The following is a 15,404-nucleotide window of genomic DNA, read 5'->3' on the forward strand; positions in this document are numbered from 1 at the left end:
GGATCAGTCGTCGTCGACCGATCTGAGCCGGGTATCTGCGGTCGTCCGATCCTCGAACGACGCCGGGGTGAACGGCATCTCCCCTTCGAAATGAGGATCGAACAGCTGGAGCGCCGTGTGTATCGTACTCCAGTCGTCCTCGGCCGCCGCTTCCCGCAGGCTCTTCGTCGGCGGCGCGAGCAACTGACTGACCAGCGTATCGGCCATCGAGTCGACGACCTCGCGTTGGGCCGGAGAGAACTCCTCGTCCTCGAGTCGGGAGTATGCGGTCTCGAGTTCGCGCTCTTTGATCCGATCTGCGGACTCGTACATCGCCGCGATGACTTCGTCCGCGCGGGCGCGCTTGTACTGCTCACAGAGCAACTCGAACTCCCGGTCGATCATCGTCTCGACCTCGCGGGCGGCGTCGGCACGCTGTTCGCGCGTCTCCTCCGTGATCGACTCGAGATCGTCGAGGTCGTAGACGGTCACGGACGGGATGGAGCCGGCCGCCGGAGCGACGTCGCGCGGCTGGCCGAGGTCGACGATCACGGTCCGGTCGCCCTCACCGACAACCCCGTTATCCGGCCCGCGTTCGTTCCGTTCGAGATGACTGACCTCGAGGACGGGATCGGTACTGTTGGTCGCCGTGACGACGACATCCGCATCGGCGGCGACGGTCGAGAGCGCCGGGAGCGGAACGGCGCGCGCGTCGACGTCGACCTCCGACGCGAGGTGGTCGGCGTGTGAGACGGTTCGGTTCGCGACCACCAGCTCGTCGATATCCGCTCCCGCGAGACTGCGGACGGCGAGTCGTCCCATCTCACCGGCACCGACGACCAGTGCCGTTGCCCCTGCGAGCGTCACGTCCCGCGCGGCCAGTTGCGTCGCCGCGGATCCGAGCGAGACCACCCCTTCGTTGATTTCCGTTTCCGTTCGGGCGCGTTCACCGACGTGGATCGCCTTCGTGACGGCGGCTTCGAGCATCGTGCCGATGCCGTCGACCGACCGGGCGTCCTCGTATGCCGTCCGAACCTGGCCGATGATCTGGTCCTCACCGACGACGACCGACTCGAGGCCGGCCGCAACACGAAGCAGGTGTCGAAGACTCTCGTCGTGATCGGTTTCGACGATCGCCTCGTCGTCGGTTCCGTCAAAAAATCCCTCGAGAGCGGCGCGACCGACGGCTGCGTCGGGGGCGACGACGTAGGCCTCGATCCGGTTGCACGTCGAAAGAACGTACGCTTCGTCGATTTCGGGGATCGAGCACAGCTTTCGAACGCCGGCTCGCTGGCTCTCGGGGCTCGCGGCTGCGAGATCGTCGACGCCCGCACTCCGGTGGGTTACCCGCCCAGCCGCGACGATGCCGGCCGGAATCACGTCGACTCACCTCCAGTCGAAAGTTCCTCGTCGAGCACGTCCTCAATCACTTGTCGGTCATTGGAAGTGCCGCTACGTAAAGCTGTCCAAACGGCGGGAGAATTGACAGCGTCAGTGACGATCTCTTGCCGTCGGCTCGACGATACGTTTCGCGATTTGAGCTCGCGGCGAAGCTCCGCACAGAACGTCGCCATCGACCCGGCACCGGAGATGGACTCCTCGAGTTCGCGACGAAGGTACCGGCTCAGCGCGGGTGCCCGCCCGCCGGTCGCGACCGAAACGACGACCGGATCGTCCCGCACGGTCGCGGGAACCACGACGCTTCCGAAGTCGCGTCCACCCGATCGATCGGCGCGATTGACCAGGACGTCGCGCGCTCGAGCGGCCTCATCGACGGCATCGTTGACGTCCCGGTCGTCGGTCGCGGCGACGACCAGCGCCGGTGACGTTCGGTCGATCCACGCTGCGACCTCTGTCGGCCCGGGAGCGGCCCGCACGCGCTCGCTCGGACCAAAATCTCGATCGGTGAACGTCGGGCTGACGACGATTACCGTGGCTTCGCGGGCGAACCGCCGGGCCTTCCGTGCCCCGACCGGACCGCCGCCGAAGACGAGCACCGTCGCGTCCGTAAAGTCGTGCAGGAGCGGGATCATCGCGGTCGTTCGTTCGCTCCGGAGCCGGCGGACTCCGTGTTGGCATCCGCCCGTTCCGCGAGTCGGATTCCCGTCTTCTTCAGTATTTGCGTCGAGAACAGCGAGTCCCAGTCCTCATCGGTAACGTCCCAGTACTCGGTCATGGCCTCGCGGACCGCTGCGATCCGGCGATCGCTCTCCGCTTCGGTTCGTCCGTGTGTCATCGCGAAGAAGTTGTACGGCCAGACGCCCTCGTGGCGCGGCCGTTCGTAACAGTGGGTGACGAACGGGAGCGAAGCGACCGCGGGACCGACCTCCTCGACGAGTTCGTCCGGAACGTTCCAGACCGTCATTCCGTTTTCCGTATAGCCGAGCGCGTAGTGGTTCGGAACGACGCCGACGCGACGGATTTTCCCCTCGAGATCGAATCGTTTGACCGTCTCGAGTACCCAGTCCGTCTCCGTTCCGATCGTCGCAGCGACGTCGGAGTAAGGCGTTTCGGTCAACGGAATCCCGTCCTGAACCTCGAGGACGAGGTCGCGCTCGGCCGGCGAAAGCGTCGATTTCGTCGTCGGTGAGACGTCGGGGCCGAGATCGGAGCAGTCGATACCGGTCGAGCCGTCGTCCTTCGGACGTCCGTTTCCGTCTCCCTCTCCGGCTTTCGAGAGCGGTCCATCGACGTAGAACTTGGCCTCGACGCGGAACTCGCGTCGTTTGGGTAGATTGTACGTCTCCTGTCCGGTTTCCGCCTCGATCTCCTCGAGGACTGCCGCGACCCGGTCCGCGCTCGCGACCGAGACGACGAACCAGACGTTCAGATAGGGGTGTTCTCGCTCGTAGTTGTGTGCGACCTCGCGGTGGCCGTTGACCGCCTCGACGATCTCTTCGAAGCGCTCTTCGGGAGCGTGCATCGCCACGAGCGTCGCCTGTCCGCCGATCTGCTGGGCGTTTACCAGCGGTCCGAACCGCGAGAGGACCCCGCGGTCGTCGAGGTCACGGATCGTCTCGAGCAGTTCGGTCGCATCGATGTCGACCCCGCGTTCGCACATGGCGGCTGCGGCGGGCTCGAACGGTCGCTCGACGACCGGAAAGCCGCCCTGATAGGCGTTGACCACCGCTCGCTCGAGCTCCGTAAGATCGACGTCAGCACTCATACGTGTCCATCGGCAGTCCCGAGCCATAAGCCAACCGGACCGTTCCGTCACGAGCCGCGTCGCCGTCGGCTCCCGACGGACGGCTCCCACGCGAGAGGACCTCGATACCGAGGCTCTCGACGCAGCGATCCGCCCGCCGATCGCGAACGCAACTGTTACTCCCTCCCGGCCCGGACTGCAGACGATGACGGACGAACTCGAGAGCGAAGTGGACGGACTAGGCGACGTCGCTGAGCGCCGGGACGACGTCGCCGCGCGCGTTCGGACGCACGCGGGACAGATCGCCCGCGAACTCGCCGTGTTGCAGGGTGGCGACTACGGACAGGAGACGTTCTCGACGGACGCCGGGAGCTGGACCCTCAAATACGAGGCTGGCGACGTCCAGTACCTCCGATTCGATCCGAAATCCGGATCCGAGACGTACGTCGTCTCGAGCAAACAGCCGCCCGAACCCGAACCGCTCGCGACTGCGATGGCCAATTACGACGCCTTCGTCGCCGCGTACAACGAGTACGTCGCCTCGTTCGACGGCCTGTTCGACGGCGTTTCGACGGAGTTCCCGCCGATCGAGTCGACGGCCGAACTGGCCGCAGAACGCGATCGGATCGTCGACCGAATCCGCACCGTAGCCGACCGGATGGCGGGCGAACTCTACCGATACGACGGCGAGTACGGCACCTACGCGGCGACGGTTTCGGGAACGCGCTGGGAGTTGAAGTGGGACGGCGACGTCGCGTCCTACCTCCGGGTCGGCGGCTCGGACGGAACGTACCTCGTCTCGCAGTACGGACCGCCTGCCGCACCCGAGGTCCGTCGCCTCGTCGACGACGTCGGCGCGTTCGTCGCGTCGTTCAACGACCACGTCGACGATCTGGAGGCCGATCTGTCGACCGTCTCGCTCGAGTGATCGGACGTCGACCGCGCGTTTGCTGTAGGGGGCTGTTTACGGAAGGTACGGATACACTACAGCTACGTCGATTCGCGACGTCCGTGTCTCACATGAACCCATCGATCGCGGTGATCCAGTCCCGACGCTCGAGTTGGAGGACGGGACGCCGTACACGGCATACGAGATCGGGTATCTCGAGCCCGAGCCGGACGAGCCGGCGTTCGACGTCGCTGTCGCCGTCGACGGAACGCCCGACGAGATGCCGACGGATTCCTCGAATGAGTACGACGAGACGGATGACTGAGACTACCGGCACTCACCCGTAGCCGATAGATCTCAGTTGGTAGGTTTCGATCAGTCGGCTACTGGTATTTCGACAGCATCCAGAGAACAGCCGGTCGACCGTCTGCATCGCCGGTGGCCGCCAGGAGACGCACTGCACGCACCGAACCGGACAGAATCGACAGTTCAAAGCCGCCCGTGATTCTGCTCGTGAGTTCGCGAGCAGGCGCGCCTCGACGGTCAGTGGCTACCGACGACGTCGACGTACTGACCGACCCATTCCTGGCGGTGCTGTAACTCGCGTTTCCCTTTCGGCGTCAGTGCGTAATAGTTCGTCCGCCGGTCGAGTTGGCCTTTCTCGACGAGTTCTTTATCGACGAGCGTATCCAGGTTCGGATAGAGCCGGCCGTGCGTGACCGGCTGGTCGATATAGCCGTTGATATCGTCGAGAATTTGCTGTCCTGACGGCCGATCTTTTCCCGCGATGACGTACAACAGATCACGTTGGAATCCGGTTAGTTGATCCATGGATCATCCTCTGAATTTCAACGTTCACCGATTCGTGGCTTTGTTATACTGAAGATACGTTTCCGCGATACACGATAACGACCGATGGAGACCGGGATACCGCCGCATTCTCCTCGGTAGGGTCCTGTCGTCTTCGAACCGCGCTCGAGGACGCGGTATTTTTTACACGGGCGATCCTACCGCTCGATATGAGCCGTGATTCCCTGGTCTGGGAGACGCTCGATCGCGGGGTAGCGTACTCCTGTCCGGGCTTCGACGTCGTTAACGAGTCCGTTCGACTTCCCGACGGGACCGAAACTGAATTCGATTACCTCTCCGAACCCGAAAGCGTCTGCATCGTTCCGTTTACTCCGGACGGCGACGTCGTCTGCATCGAGGAGTGGCGACAGGCCGTCGACCGCGTCAACCGCGGTCTCCCCGTCGGGGGGACCGAGCCCGAAGACGACGACCTCGAGGCGGCCGCTCGACGCGAACTCGCAGAAGAGACCGGCCACGAGGCCGACCGACTGGAGGCGCTGGTGACCGTCGAGCCGGCGAACGGAACTGCGGACTCCCGTACGCACTTTTTCGTCGCTCGCGACTGTCGGCCAACGACCGAACAGCAACTCGATCACAACGAGAGCATTCGCGTGACGACGATTGGACTCGAGGAACTAACCGACGCGATCGGTACCGGAGATATCGCGGACGGCCGGACCGTTCTCGCGATTTCGTACTATCGGTTGTTCGGCGAGTGACGAGCCACGGAACGGGAGTCCGGTATCCGGTCGATCGGCCCGTCGAAAACCTTCACTGACTTACGTTCGACGGTCCAACGGACGGTCGATGCGCGAGTGCTTCGAAATTCGGGACACCGACGCGGGTGGGCGAATCGGCCAACTCTCCGTTCCACGCGCCGATATCACCGTCGAGACGCCCGCACTCTTGCCGGTGATTAACCCGAATATAGATACGATCAGTCCCCGTCGGCTCGCCGAGGAGTTCGGTGCCGAGATTCTCATTACGAACTCATACATCATCTACGGCACCGACGACGTCAGAGAGCGCGCCCTAGAGGACGGGCTACACGAGATGTTCGAGTTTCCCGGAGCGATCGTGACTGATTCCGGATCCTTCCAGCTGGCCGAGTACGGCGAGATCGACGTCACCACCGAGGAAATCCTCGAGTTCCAGCACGCGATCGGCTCGGACATCGGGACGCCGGTCGACATCCCGACCCCGCCGGACGTCTCACGCGAACGCGCCGAGGACGAACTCGAGACGACCCAGGAGCGTCTCGAACTCGCGGAAACGGTAGAAACGGGGGAGATGCTCGTCAACGCACCCGTCCAGGGATCGACCTATCCGGATCTCCGCGAGGCGGCCGGTCGGCACGCCGATGCGACCGCACTCGACGTCTTTCCCGTCGGCGCGGTCGTGCCGCTGATGAACGAGTATCGGTACGACGACGTGGTCGACGTCGTCGCGGGCGCAAAGCGAGGGCTCGGTGCCGACGCGCCGGTCCACCTCTTCGGTGCTGGCCACCCGATGATGTTCGCACTCGGCGTCGCGATGGGCTGTGACCTCTTCGATTCGGCGGCCTACGCCCTCTACGCTCGCGACGATCGCTACCTCACCGTCCGCGGTACTCGTCACCTCGAGGACCTCGACTACCTCCCGTGTTCGTGTCCGATCTGTACCGATTTCTCGCCGGACGAGCTTCGGATGCTCGAGGACGACCGACGGGAGGAGGAACTCGCCGCCCACAACCTCCACGTCACGTTCGCGGAGATCCGACGGATCAAACAGGCGATCCGCGCCGGAAACCTCCTCGAACTCGTCGAGGGACGCGCTCGCTCTCATCCGACCATGCTCGACGGCTATCGAGCACTGCTCGATCACGCCGGCCAACTCGAGCGCACGGATCCGGTTTCGAAGGGGACGTTCTTTTATACGTCTCACGAGAGCGCACGCCGTCCCGAGGTGATCCGACACCACCGACGACTCGAACGGCTGTCCGTTCCCGACTCGCTATTTCTCACCGAAGGCGAGCCAGCCAGCCGCGAGACGTTCGACGAGTCCTGGCGCGTCGAACCGCCGTTCGGCCCCTTCCCACGGGCGCTCTCGAGGAGCTACCCACTGACTGCCGAGGTCCCCGGCCGAACCGATCGGTCGGCGCTCCGTGCCGCGGCCGACGGCGTCAGGCGGCTCGTCGAGACGAACCCTGAGACAGCGGTCACGCTCGGTCATCGGGGATGGCCGGAGAGCGTTCTCGATCGAGTTCCAGATCGTGTTGCACTGGTCGATCTGACCGACGAGTAGCGGCGAGTGGATCGGTTTACGAACTCATCCGTCGGTGTTGAACGATGACGCTCCGTCGTCGACCGTCGATCCGTCGACGGCGACGGTGAGGTCGGCGGCTCGCTCGACGACGACGTCGTGGCCGTCGTAGGTGAACTCGAGACGGAAGGGGGTGGCGCTACGAGGGACGTCGGTGATGAGGCGATCCAGCGCGTCCGGGTCGACGTACCGGTACAGCGGTGGAAGCGAGAGAGGGTCGACTCCGCGTCGAGTCGCGACTGCATCGACGATCGCGAGACTCACGTCGGTCGATCGGTCGGACGAGCGATGGGACACGACGGTACAAGCGCTCCGACACACAAAAGGTTGTATTCGCCGTCGCCGTCACGGACCATCGATATCAGAACAGCAAAGGGGTCCGCGCTACCCAGCTACGGTATGCTCGGGGTAGCGTCGCTCATTCTCGGTGCGATCGTGACGGTCGTGTTCGCATCGTGGCTCGTCCGACGGTTCCGTGGCGGGAGCCGTTCGACCGATCAGGCGGAATCCTGGCAGCGCCACAGGGAGGCGCAACAGCGAGCGCCGCCGGTCGACGTCGGAGACGTCCGGACGGCCGCGATTCACGAGTTCACCGAACACCACTCCGGCGAACGACAGGCGGTCTGCAAGATCGAGGGATTCGTCGTCTTCGTCGAGGACGTTCCCACCGACCTCGAGTCGGCCGACGTGGTCGAGTTCAAACTCCTGTCGTTCAACCGCGGACACACGTCAGCGACGGCGACGTTCCTCGGACGCGCGTGATCGGGGTGGACCTGTTTTGGACCACGTCGCGATGATCTCTCCATCTCGCCTTCGTTCTCGATCGACTTCTCTCCCGAATTTCCGAACCCGTTCGTCTCCGCTCCAGTTCGGTCGGTTCTCAGCCGGACAGCGACACCAGCGCTGCGCCGACCACGACGACGAGTGCCGACGCGACCACCGGCCAGGTCACGCGCTCGAGACGCTGGGGGAGGAACACCATCGAGATCAGGGCGACGATGAGGGGCGTAAGCTGGAGCAGGGGCATGACGATGACGACCGGTGCGATCTCGAGCGCCGAGAAGTACGCGAGGAATCCGACCGTCGTGGAGACGCCGGCGCCGACGTACCACGCGGTGGACGTGCTTCGAAACTCGATCGGACGTAACGATCCCATCATCGCGAGATAGCTCACGAATCCGACCGTACCGGCGACGGACATAACCGCGAGTCCCGGCAGGATCGGCGTTCCGCCCGACAGTCCGGTCGACACGAAGATCGGCTCGATCCCGATACAGACGGCGGCGGCGAACGGCAATACGAGCGTCGCGCCGGTGTCGCGGATCGACTGGTCGGGATTCGTCGTCGCCGCGGTTTCCCAGGAGACGACCGCCAGTCCGACGACGATCAACACGATACCGACGAAGTGGACGGTCGTCAGTCGCTCCCCGAGGAGGAACACGGCGAACACGGTCGCAAAGAGGACGTTCGACGCGATCACCGGGGAGGTCAGGCTCGCGCCGATCTCTTCGATGCTCTTGAACATCAACAGTCGAGCGACGAACATTCCCGCGAGACCGGCACCCGCGAACGACGCGAACGAAGCGGGCGTAAACAGCGACGAGTACGGCGGCGAGTACAGGAACGCGACGGGCGGGACGACCATCGCGACGTTACACAACAGAACGACCAGAACGGCGTCGTCGACGCCCCCGTCTTCGGTTCCGAGGCGAACGAACAGAAACTGACCCGAGAACGCGATAGCGCCGGCGATAGCCAGAAGTACCCCGAGGAGAGCGTCCGAAATCTCGAGCACCATACAGCCACGTTCAGATCGACCATCCATAAGGACTTTGATATGATTGCCGGCGGTTTCTCGGAGGGAAACTCGTGGTGAGGCGGACTGCTATCGGTCAGTTCCGACGCTCTCAACGTCGGCGGCGGGTGTGCGGGAGATCGGGACGCAAAACCCGTTCCACACCGCCCGGATCACACCGACAGCCTCTTTCGCCCTCCCCCACCCAGTTCTGATATGACCGACTACTTCGAGGTTCACGCACGCGACGGGGCCGCTCGCGTGGGCGAACTCCGTCTCGAGTCACCGCGGACGACGCCCGCACTCGTCGACGACGTTCTCTCCGATGCTGGCTCGCTCTGGTCGACCGAGCGCGACGTTCCCGAGGGAACCGACGCGCAGCTGACCGTCTTGCCCCACCGGGCATTTCCCGGCGGCACCGCCGAGGAGGTCCAGGAATCGTTCGCCGTCGACTATCCCGACGTCGATTTCCCGAGCGCGGCCGTCGTCTCGAGCGAACTCGCGGCCGACCACGGGACGGACGCCTACGTCGTCTCCGACGTTCAGTCGATTCTCGGCCACGGCGCGGCGTTTGCCGAGGCCGTCGTTGCGGTTCGGGAGGCGATTCCGGCGGACACCGCCCTCGTTCTATCGGGCGTCGCGACGCCCCGGAACGTCGCCCTGCTCGCGTACGCCGGCGTCGACTGCGTCGACGAGACGGCCGCCGTCGTGACGGGGACTGAGGGCAGGTATCTGACGACCGACGAGGCGTACTTCCTAGAGGACCTCGAGGAACTGCCCTGTTCGTGTCCGGCCTGTCAGAAACCCCGCGAAACGTTCACCCGCGAGGACTGCGCCGAACACAACGTCAACGCGTTGCGGGCAGAACTCGGGATCGTTCGGCGGCGGATCCGCGACGGCCGCCTGCGGGATTACGTCGAAGGCCAGGTCCGTCACGATCAGTGGCTCACCGCGGCCATGCGCGAACTCGACTCACAGTGGAGCTACCTCGAGGAACGGACCCCGATCCTCCGGGATTCGCGAATCGACGCGGCGACCGAAGACACCCTCCGGCGGGTCGAGATCCAGCGCTTTGCCGACCGCGTGACGTCGCGGTACCGAAACCGCTTCAAGAACCCGCTCGTGTTGGTTCCCTGTTCGGCAACGAAACCCTACAGCGACTCCCAGAGCCACCGTCAGTTCCACGACGCCGTCCAGTGGCGCGCTCACCTCGTGTCGATGACGAGCCCGATCGGCGTCGTTCCACAGGAACTCGAGACGACGTATCCGGCCCAGCACTACGACACCGTCGTCACCGGTCGGTGGTCCGAGGACGAAAAGCGCTTCGTCAGCCGCGTGTTAGAACGCTACCTCGAGCGAAACGACTACCCCGAAATCATCGCACACGTTCCCGACGAGGGCTACCGCGACATCGTCTCCCGCGTCGAGGACGATCTCGATCTCGAAATTACCTTCACCGTCCCGGAGGATGGTCACCCGACCGACGAGGAGTCCCTGTCGAACCTCTCGGAGGCTCTCTCGGGCGAGTTGAAGTACTCGAAGCGCGAACGCGAGCACAACACGGTTCGAGCGATCGCGGACTACCTTCTCGGTGACGGTGCGGGCGACGACCTCTTCGAGGACATCCGGACGACCAGTCGCTATCCGAAGATTCAGGTCCGCGACAGCGAGGAAACCCAGCTGGCGACGATGGTTCCGCAGTACGGGACGCTCTCGTTCACACTCGAGGGCGCAACGCGGTGGGTCGACAGCGACGCACCGACGAAACGAGTCGAGATCGACGGCTTCGTCCCCCACGGCAGCGTCCTCGCGCCGGGCGTCGTCGACGCAGACGAGGAGATTCGCGTCGGTGACGAGGTGGTCGTCGAGGGACCACAGGCGTTCGGCGTCGGCCGCGCGGAGATGTTCGGCCGCGAGATGGCCGAGAGCACGCGCGGGATCGCGTGTGAGATTCGCCACGTCGAAGAGACGTAAAGCGCCGTACTTCGTGAGGAGCGGTGAACGTCTGAACGGTTCTCGATCATCTCGTACAGTACCGTACGAACAATACTTCACCTATGGAAACGCTGCTATCAAGTCACAAAGCCAGTAGTTAGACCGGCTCAGTTGAAGTTACCTTGTGAGGTACTGAAAATGATTCCTACACCAACCCTACCGTATCATTTCTAGCACGACTGGATAACCTGAAACAGGGAAAAGGCCGGACCTGAAGCCGTTCATATGCTGGAACCCTCGGAGCGAGGAAAGGGAACCGAAAACACGGCTAACCGGGACAGACAATCCGAACTGGAAAGGCGGTATCCAACTGAGCATTCCACTCTCTCTGAAGTGATGGGATAATGGAGGAGAAACAGCCCTACCGAAATAACTCGCTCATCTCGATCTGATTCCATCGAGAATGGTGAGCGTGAACTATCGCCGAAACAGCGAAGACCGAGACAAGAATCGTCGAAAGAGCGAGCCCTGATAGATTACTGAACGGGAATACGGACAACCAGACGAGACCCGTGAGGGTGGCCGCGATGGCGGTGAGTCCTAAGTAGTAGCGGTACCACGGAATGTCGTCAGCGGGCACGTATTCGAGATAAATCCGATATTCACCAATCTCCTCGGTCGGCGTCACTTGTCCGCGCGACCGTTCGTACTCGATCGCGCCTGCCTCTGCTAGCTTTGGAAGATGGGACTGGTGTAGTGCAGTATATACTCGCTTTCGTTGCTTCCAGGATAGGTCATCGACCGATTCGCCGTACTCCCACTCAGAAAGAACGTCGACCAGGGTACGAAGGTCGACTTGTTTGACATCGTGTTGGAGAAGGTAGTAGAGAACGCGTCGCCGTCGTCGGTTGCTCAGTACCGTGAATAATTCGTCGCGGGACCGCATCGCCACCTCCGGGCGTGGCATTTTGGGTCTCAGTCCGTCGAGCCTCATCAATGGCTTTCTCCTTGTTCGATTGTTCCTATGTCTGTTAAGTATAGGGCTCTTGACGGAAATTGTGTTAAGAAGTTACTATCATTACTTGCCTGTTACTGTTCTGGTTGGTCAAAATTCAATAAGGCAATAAATCACTGTTAGAATTCAGTCACCGATTACTTACATTCCGAACTAACCTGACATCTGGTGTGACTCGTTCATCCGTTCGGCCGGCCATCCGTCCCTTCACCGGCGAGTGCCCCGATTCGGCAGTCGAGTCTGGCCGTACCGAATTAAACAACGGATGCGACTCACCCGAGAGGCTGGGGCAGTCGCGGTTTGATCGGATCCGAAGGGTGAACGGATGAGATTGCGACGGCTGCTCCGCGTTACTTTTGCCGTGGTGATAGTTCTCACCCTAGGATCACTCCTTCTTGGGGCAATGCTCGGTCAGCCAATTCTGCTGTCATACACCGAGACAGGGAGTATGGACCCGACGATCGCTGAAGGAGATGGATTCGTCGTGATTCCCTCGACGGGTCTCGGGTCAGCGGAAGTTGGCGATGTTGTCATCTACGACGCCCAAGAGGCTAACGAAGGTGGGTTGACGACTCACCGCGTCGTCGGCGCGACCGACCATGGATACGAGACTGCTGGAGACGCCAATATCGTGACCGATCAGGATGGAGGTGAACCCGCCGTCACCGACGGGCAGATCGTCGCGAAAGCTTGGACGGTCGGTGGGGATGTCGTAACGATCCCTCACCTCGGTACGGTCGTGATGAACATCCAGTCTGGGATCGACTCGATCAGAGATGTACTTGGGATTGGTCCAAGACTCGGATCCCAAGGAATAGCTACTCTACTGTTCGGGGTCGGCGTTGCCCTCCTCGCGTTCACGTTCCTCACGAAGTCACGGAGCCGACATCGGGAACGAACGCGGTCGCGACGTACGTCGGTTTCCGCGCGTGGAATTGTATTCGGTCTGGTTGTCTGTTTGTGCATAGTGACGTTCGGAACGATGCTGGCAATCTCGGGTTCGACCGAGTTCGGTACCGTCAGCGCCGATTATGAGTCCGACGCTCCGCACGTAATCCAGTCCGGCGAGACCGGCGAGCGTAACTACGAGCGCCACAACGGTGGTCTGTTGCCAGTCGTCTCGATTCTCGAGCCCGCCAGCCAGGGCGTGTCGGTCGAAGATGAACCGACCCAGTTGCACCACGGTGAATCTGCGAACACGACAATTACCGTCACTGCACCGACCGAGCGAGGGTACGTCTTGCACGCCGTCTCGGAGTTTAGGTATCTCGCGGTGCTTCCTCCTCCTCTCCTCGAAATGCTACACGACGTACATCCTTGGATAGCGATGACAAGTGTGACGGCCGTCGTCGTCTCCCTGTTCACACTCCCGTTTGCCCTGCTCCTCGGAACGGGTCGAATCGTTCTCCGCGAGCGAAAATCGGGTGGACACACCCACGATTACCTGAGAATATGATCCCCAACATCACACACCGGAGGTATCAACCATGAACGCCGCTTTCATCCGCCTGCGAGCCGTCGCAGGCGATTGGTTCGTCTTCGTCGTCATCGCCCTACTCGCCCTGTCCCTTCTGGGTGGCTGGATAGCATACTCCGGCGTCGCGTCCGAACCCGACACGGGGGACGGGCCGACGAGCGCACAGTGGTCGCCGGTCGCCACGTTCGACCACAGCGCAGAAGTAGACCGTGACACAGAGGTATTTGAGGCCGGTGAAGTGCTCTCGGATCGATCGGCGTACTTCACGACGGTGACGCCCGAACTGGACGGCGAGTTCGCCTACCGCTACGAGGCTGAACGTGGCGACGCCGAGGTCGGTATTTCCCTGGAACGACAACTCCGTTCTGTGTCAGACGACGACGAATACTGGTCGACGAACGATCCCATTGATGAGACCGCGGCGGAGTCGGTCGGGCCCGGCGAGGTGATCACAACGCCGTTCTCCGTCGATGTTCCCGCGATGATGAACGACACAGAGCAGATTGAGTCGAGCTTGGAGGCCTCTCCAGGAACTGTCGAGATGGTGATCGTCGCACACGTCACCATGGAGGGTACAATTGACGGGGATCCCGTCACTGTGACCGAATCATACGAGCTGTTGATCGAACAAGATGACGAAACGTATTCCCTCGACACGCCAGGTATCGATCACCACGACACCGAGCAAGCGCCCGTAACCGAGACACAAAGCGCACGTGGACCCGGTTCGACCCTGATGGGACTCGTGTTAGCGCTCGTCTCGATAACCGCGCTGGGCGTCGTCACCGTCCAGAAAGTCAACGGGACACTTTCCCCTTCCGAGCGCGAACTCGCGCGGTTTCGGCGCGAACACGAACGGGCGTCCTTCGATGAGTGGATCTCGACCGGTACCGTTCCCGAGAAGGTGTACGACCGTGCTCGTATCGACCTTAACTCGCTTGAGGATCTTGTCGATGTTGCTGTCGATTCTGACCAGCGTGTAATTGAGAACGCAGACGACGAAGGAACTTACTACGTCCTCGACGACCCGGTGTACGTCTACGATCGGATGGATGGTGCGGAACCCGTCGGTTTGGATGACGACGGTAGCGATCTCTCGGATACTGATGCCGATGATAGCGAGCCGAGGTCGGATGACGAGTCTACACCACCCGGAACGAATTGAAGCTACCGCATCACCGTTTGGTAGTCTCCTCGATCTGACGAGCGTGAACGATGATACGTTCGACGTCCAGGTAACTATCTTCCTTCGAGAGAAGCTTCGTGGAAATGGAAAGGCCGATACAGGTACACTCGCCAATTGATAGCGTGAGTGCATTCGATTCGCTGTCGACCCGTCGATCGACCTGAGACCCCTTGTAGAACGCAACGCGATCCTCGTCGGCCGGTTTCACGGATCCCTTATCTTTCTTCGTTTGGACGGGTATCCGTTCAGGCACTTCGATCCAGGCGGTGACCGGTTCCGTTCCCTGGTTACAGATCCGAAAGACGTCGTGAATGTACGTGACCGCGTTTCCGTTGATCCCGAGGCCGGTCTGCTTGGTCTTGGATTTCCGGATCGAATTCGACGGCGAGAGATCTATTTTGAGGTGACCGTTCCCGTCCAGTCTGGCGTACCTCCTGTTAGGTGATCGCGGACAGGGCTCGAGCCCAAGGTAGCCATCGGGATCTTCGGAGACCTCAACCCGGACGCCGGCAACCTCTCGCGATAATGCCCCTGAACCAACGACGATGCCGGTACTTGTGGCACTTCCACCCGCGACGAGCAGTAGAGTTCGCCGATGCATGATGACCAGGGATTCGTTACCGTGCGTGAACCCCGATCAAACGCGAAGATTCGGCCGCGGTTCGGAACCCCTGGACAGGATATTGGTCGTGTACGCTTTGGTATTCGGTGCTAATTTGCGTGTAAGCCAAGCGTGCGCTGGAATTCTCGTCCAATCGCCCATCTGAGCTGGCCGAGTCGTCGACCGCTGGCGTCGCAACCGCTACCTCGATTGTAGGTACTTGTACGGCTCC

Annotated in this window: 16 protein-coding genes; 8 read left to right on the top strand and 8 right to left on the bottom strand. The window is 62.0% G+C overall.

The features are described from left to right. Positions 1-3 precede the first annotated feature (3 nt). From hemA to ahbB, 3 genes are read right to left on the bottom strand one after another with little or no spacing between them, the layout of a single operon-like run. Positions 4-1,359: a glutamyl-tRNA reductase gene (gene hemA / locus EA462_RS10360; RefSeq protein WP_124178506.1), complete on the bottom strand. Its 1,356-nt coding sequence runs from the start codon at positions 1,357-1,359 to the stop codon at positions 4-6. Further along, positions 1,356-2,012: a precorrin-2 dehydrogenase/sirohydrochlorin ferrochelatase family protein gene (locus EA462_RS10365; RefSeq protein WP_124178507.1), complete on the bottom strand. Its 657-nt coding sequence runs from the start codon at positions 2,010-2,012 to the stop codon at positions 1,356-1,358. Before EA462_RS10365 ends, hemA begins: the two co-directional genes overlap by 4 nt. Further along, a complete protein-coding gene (ahbB, locus tag EA462_RS10370) occupies positions 2,009-3,145 on the bottom strand; it encodes a siroheme decarboxylase subunit beta (RefSeq protein WP_124178508.1) in 1,137 nt (378 codons plus the stop codon). The genes EA462_RS10365 and ahbB overlap by 4 nt, the downstream gene beginning before the upstream one ends. A gap of 184 nt (positions 3,146-3,329) precedes the next feature. Here ahbB and EA462_RS10375 point away from each other — a divergent pair, with 184 nt between their 5' ends. Together EA462_RS10375 and EA462_RS17285 are read left to right on the top strand one after the other, a co-directional pair. Continuing rightward, a complete protein-coding gene (locus EA462_RS10375) occupies positions 3,330-4,052 on the top strand; it encodes a hypothetical protein (RefSeq protein WP_124178509.1) in 723 nt (240 codons plus the stop codon). A 133-nt stretch (positions 4,053-4,185) separates the two neighbouring features. After that, positions 4,186-4,338, top strand: coding sequence for a hypothetical protein (locus EA462_RS17285; RefSeq protein ID WP_165872042.1), 153 nt, complete (start codon positions 4,186-4,188; stop codon positions 4,336-4,338). A 218-nt stretch (positions 4,339-4,556) separates the two neighbouring features. Here EA462_RS17285 and EA462_RS10380 read toward each other — a convergent pair whose 3' ends face one another. Next, the gene (locus EA462_RS10380) at positions 4,557-4,844 is read right to left on the bottom strand and encodes a PadR family transcriptional regulator (RefSeq protein WP_124178510.1); all 288 of its coding nucleotides are present in this window, start codon (positions 4,842-4,844) and stop codon (positions 4,557-4,559) included. A gap of 188 nt (positions 4,845-5,032) precedes the next feature. Between EA462_RS10380 and EA462_RS10385 the strand changes: the two genes are divergently transcribed. Both EA462_RS10385 and tgtA read left to right on the top strand, forming a co-directional pair. Beyond that, the gene (locus EA462_RS10385) at positions 5,033-5,581 is read left to right on the top strand and encodes an NUDIX hydrolase (RefSeq protein ID WP_124178511.1); all 549 of its coding nucleotides are present in this window, start codon (positions 5,033-5,035) and stop codon (positions 5,579-5,581) included. Between the two features lie 88 nt (positions 5,582-5,669). Further along, a complete protein-coding gene (tgtA, locus tag EA462_RS10390) occupies positions 5,670-7,145 on the top strand; it encodes a tRNA guanosine(15) transglycosylase TgtA (RefSeq protein WP_124178512.1) in 1,476 nt (491 codons plus the stop codon). Between the two features lie 24 nt (positions 7,146-7,169). On the opposite strand, the gene EA462_RS10395 is transcribed toward tgtA, so the two are convergent. Next, the gene (locus EA462_RS10395; RefSeq protein WP_243641395.1) at positions 7,170-7,460 is read right to left on the bottom strand and encodes a HalOD1 output domain-containing protein; all 291 of its coding nucleotides are present in this window, start codon (positions 7,458-7,460) and stop codon (positions 7,170-7,172) included. 102 nt (positions 7,461-7,562) lie between these two features. Between EA462_RS10395 and EA462_RS10400 the strand changes: the two genes are divergently transcribed. Continuing rightward, a complete protein-coding gene (locus EA462_RS10400; RefSeq protein WP_124178513.1) occupies positions 7,563-7,925 on the top strand; it encodes a TRAM domain-containing protein in 363 nt (120 codons plus the stop codon). A 118-nt stretch (positions 7,926-8,043) separates the two neighbouring features. On the opposite strand, the gene EA462_RS10405 is transcribed toward EA462_RS10400, so the two are convergent. Further along, the gene (locus EA462_RS10405) at positions 8,044-8,961 is read right to left on the bottom strand and encodes a DMT family transporter (RefSeq protein WP_124178514.1); all 918 of its coding nucleotides are present in this window, start codon (positions 8,959-8,961) and stop codon (positions 8,044-8,046) included. Between the two features lie 213 nt (positions 8,962-9,174). Here EA462_RS10405 and arcS point away from each other — a divergent pair, with 213 nt between their 5' ends. After that, positions 9,175-10,932, top strand: a complete 1,758-nt coding sequence (gene arcS, locus EA462_RS10410) for an archaeosine synthase subunit alpha (protein WP_124178515.1) — start codon at positions 9,175-9,177, stop codon at positions 10,930-10,932. Between the two features lie 382 nt (positions 10,933-11,314). Here arcS and EA462_RS10415 read toward each other — a convergent pair whose 3' ends face one another. After that, a complete protein-coding gene (locus EA462_RS10415; protein ID WP_243641396.1) occupies positions 11,315-11,887 on the bottom strand; it encodes a DUF7344 domain-containing protein in 573 nt (190 codons plus the stop codon). A gap of 469 nt (positions 11,888-12,356) precedes the next feature. Between EA462_RS10415 and EA462_RS10420 the strand changes: the two genes are divergently transcribed. Continuing rightward, entirely contained in the window at positions 12,357-13,364 is a 1,008-nt protein-coding gene (locus EA462_RS10420; RefSeq protein WP_243641397.1) for a S26 family signal peptidase, read from the top strand. Positions 13,365-13,395: 31 nt separating this feature from the next. Next, positions 13,396-14,550, top strand: coding sequence for a DUF5305 domain-containing protein (locus tag EA462_RS10425; RefSeq protein WP_124178517.1), 1,155 nt, complete (start codon positions 13,396-13,398; stop codon positions 14,548-14,550). Positions 14,551-14,560: 10 nt separating this feature from the next. Here the strand turns inward: EA462_RS10425 and EA462_RS10430 are convergent, their stop codons facing one another. Further along, positions 14,561-15,172, bottom strand: a complete 612-nt coding sequence (locus EA462_RS10430) for a DUF1102 domain-containing protein (RefSeq protein WP_124178518.1) — start codon at positions 15,170-15,172, stop codon at positions 14,561-14,563. Between the last annotated feature and the right edge of the window lie 232 nt (positions 15,173-15,404).

Source organism: Natrarchaeobius halalkaliphilus (assembly GCF_003841485.1).
Classification (GTDB): Archaea; Halobacteriota; Halobacteria; order Halobacteriales; family Natrialbaceae; genus Natrarchaeobius; species Natrarchaeobius halalkaliphilus.

Coding starts and splice junctions, on each gene's coding strand:
- arcS (WP_124178515.1), top strand. CDS start 9,175: ATGACCGACTACTTCGAGGTTCACGCACGCGACGGGGCCGCTCGCGTG.
- EA462_RS10375 (WP_124178509.1), top strand. CDS start 3,330: ATGACGGACGAACTCGAGAGCGAAGTGGACGGACTAGGCGACGTCGCT.
- EA462_RS10430 (WP_124178518.1), bottom strand. CDS start 15,172: ATGCATCGGCGAACTCTACTGCTCGTCGCGGGTGGAAGTGCCACAAGT.
- EA462_RS10400 (WP_124178513.1), top strand. CDS start 7,563: ATGCTCGGGGTAGCGTCGCTCATTCTCGGTGCGATCGTGACGGTCGTG.
- EA462_RS10415 (WP_243641396.1), bottom strand. CDS start 11,887: ATGAGGCTCGACGGACTGAGACCCAAAATGCCACGCCCGGAGGTGGCG.
- EA462_RS10380 (WP_124178510.1), bottom strand. CDS start 4,844: ATGGATCAACTAACCGGATTCCAACGTGATCTGTTGTACGTCATCGCG.
- EA462_RS10405 (WP_124178514.1), bottom strand. CDS start 8,961: ATGGTGCTCGAGATTTCGGACGCTCTCCTCGGGGTACTTCTGGCTATC.
- ahbB (WP_124178508.1), bottom strand. CDS start 3,145: ATGAGTGCTGACGTCGATCTTACGGAGCTCGAGCGAGCGGTGGTCAAC.
- tgtA (WP_124178512.1), top strand. CDS start 5,670: ATGCGCGAGTGCTTCGAAATTCGGGACACCGACGCGGGTGGGCGAATC.
- EA462_RS10365 (WP_124178507.1), bottom strand. CDS start 2,012: ATGATCCCGCTCCTGCACGACTTTACGGACGCGACGGTGCTCGTCTTC.
- EA462_RS10425 (WP_124178517.1), top strand. CDS start 13,396: ATGAACGCCGCTTTCATCCGCCTGCGAGCCGTCGCAGGCGATTGGTTC.
- EA462_RS10385 (WP_124178511.1), top strand. CDS start 5,033: ATGAGCCGTGATTCCCTGGTCTGGGAGACGCTCGATCGCGGGGTAGCG.
- EA462_RS10420 (WP_243641397.1), top strand. CDS start 12,357: ATGGACCCGACGATCGCTGAAGGAGATGGATTCGTCGTGATTCCCTCG.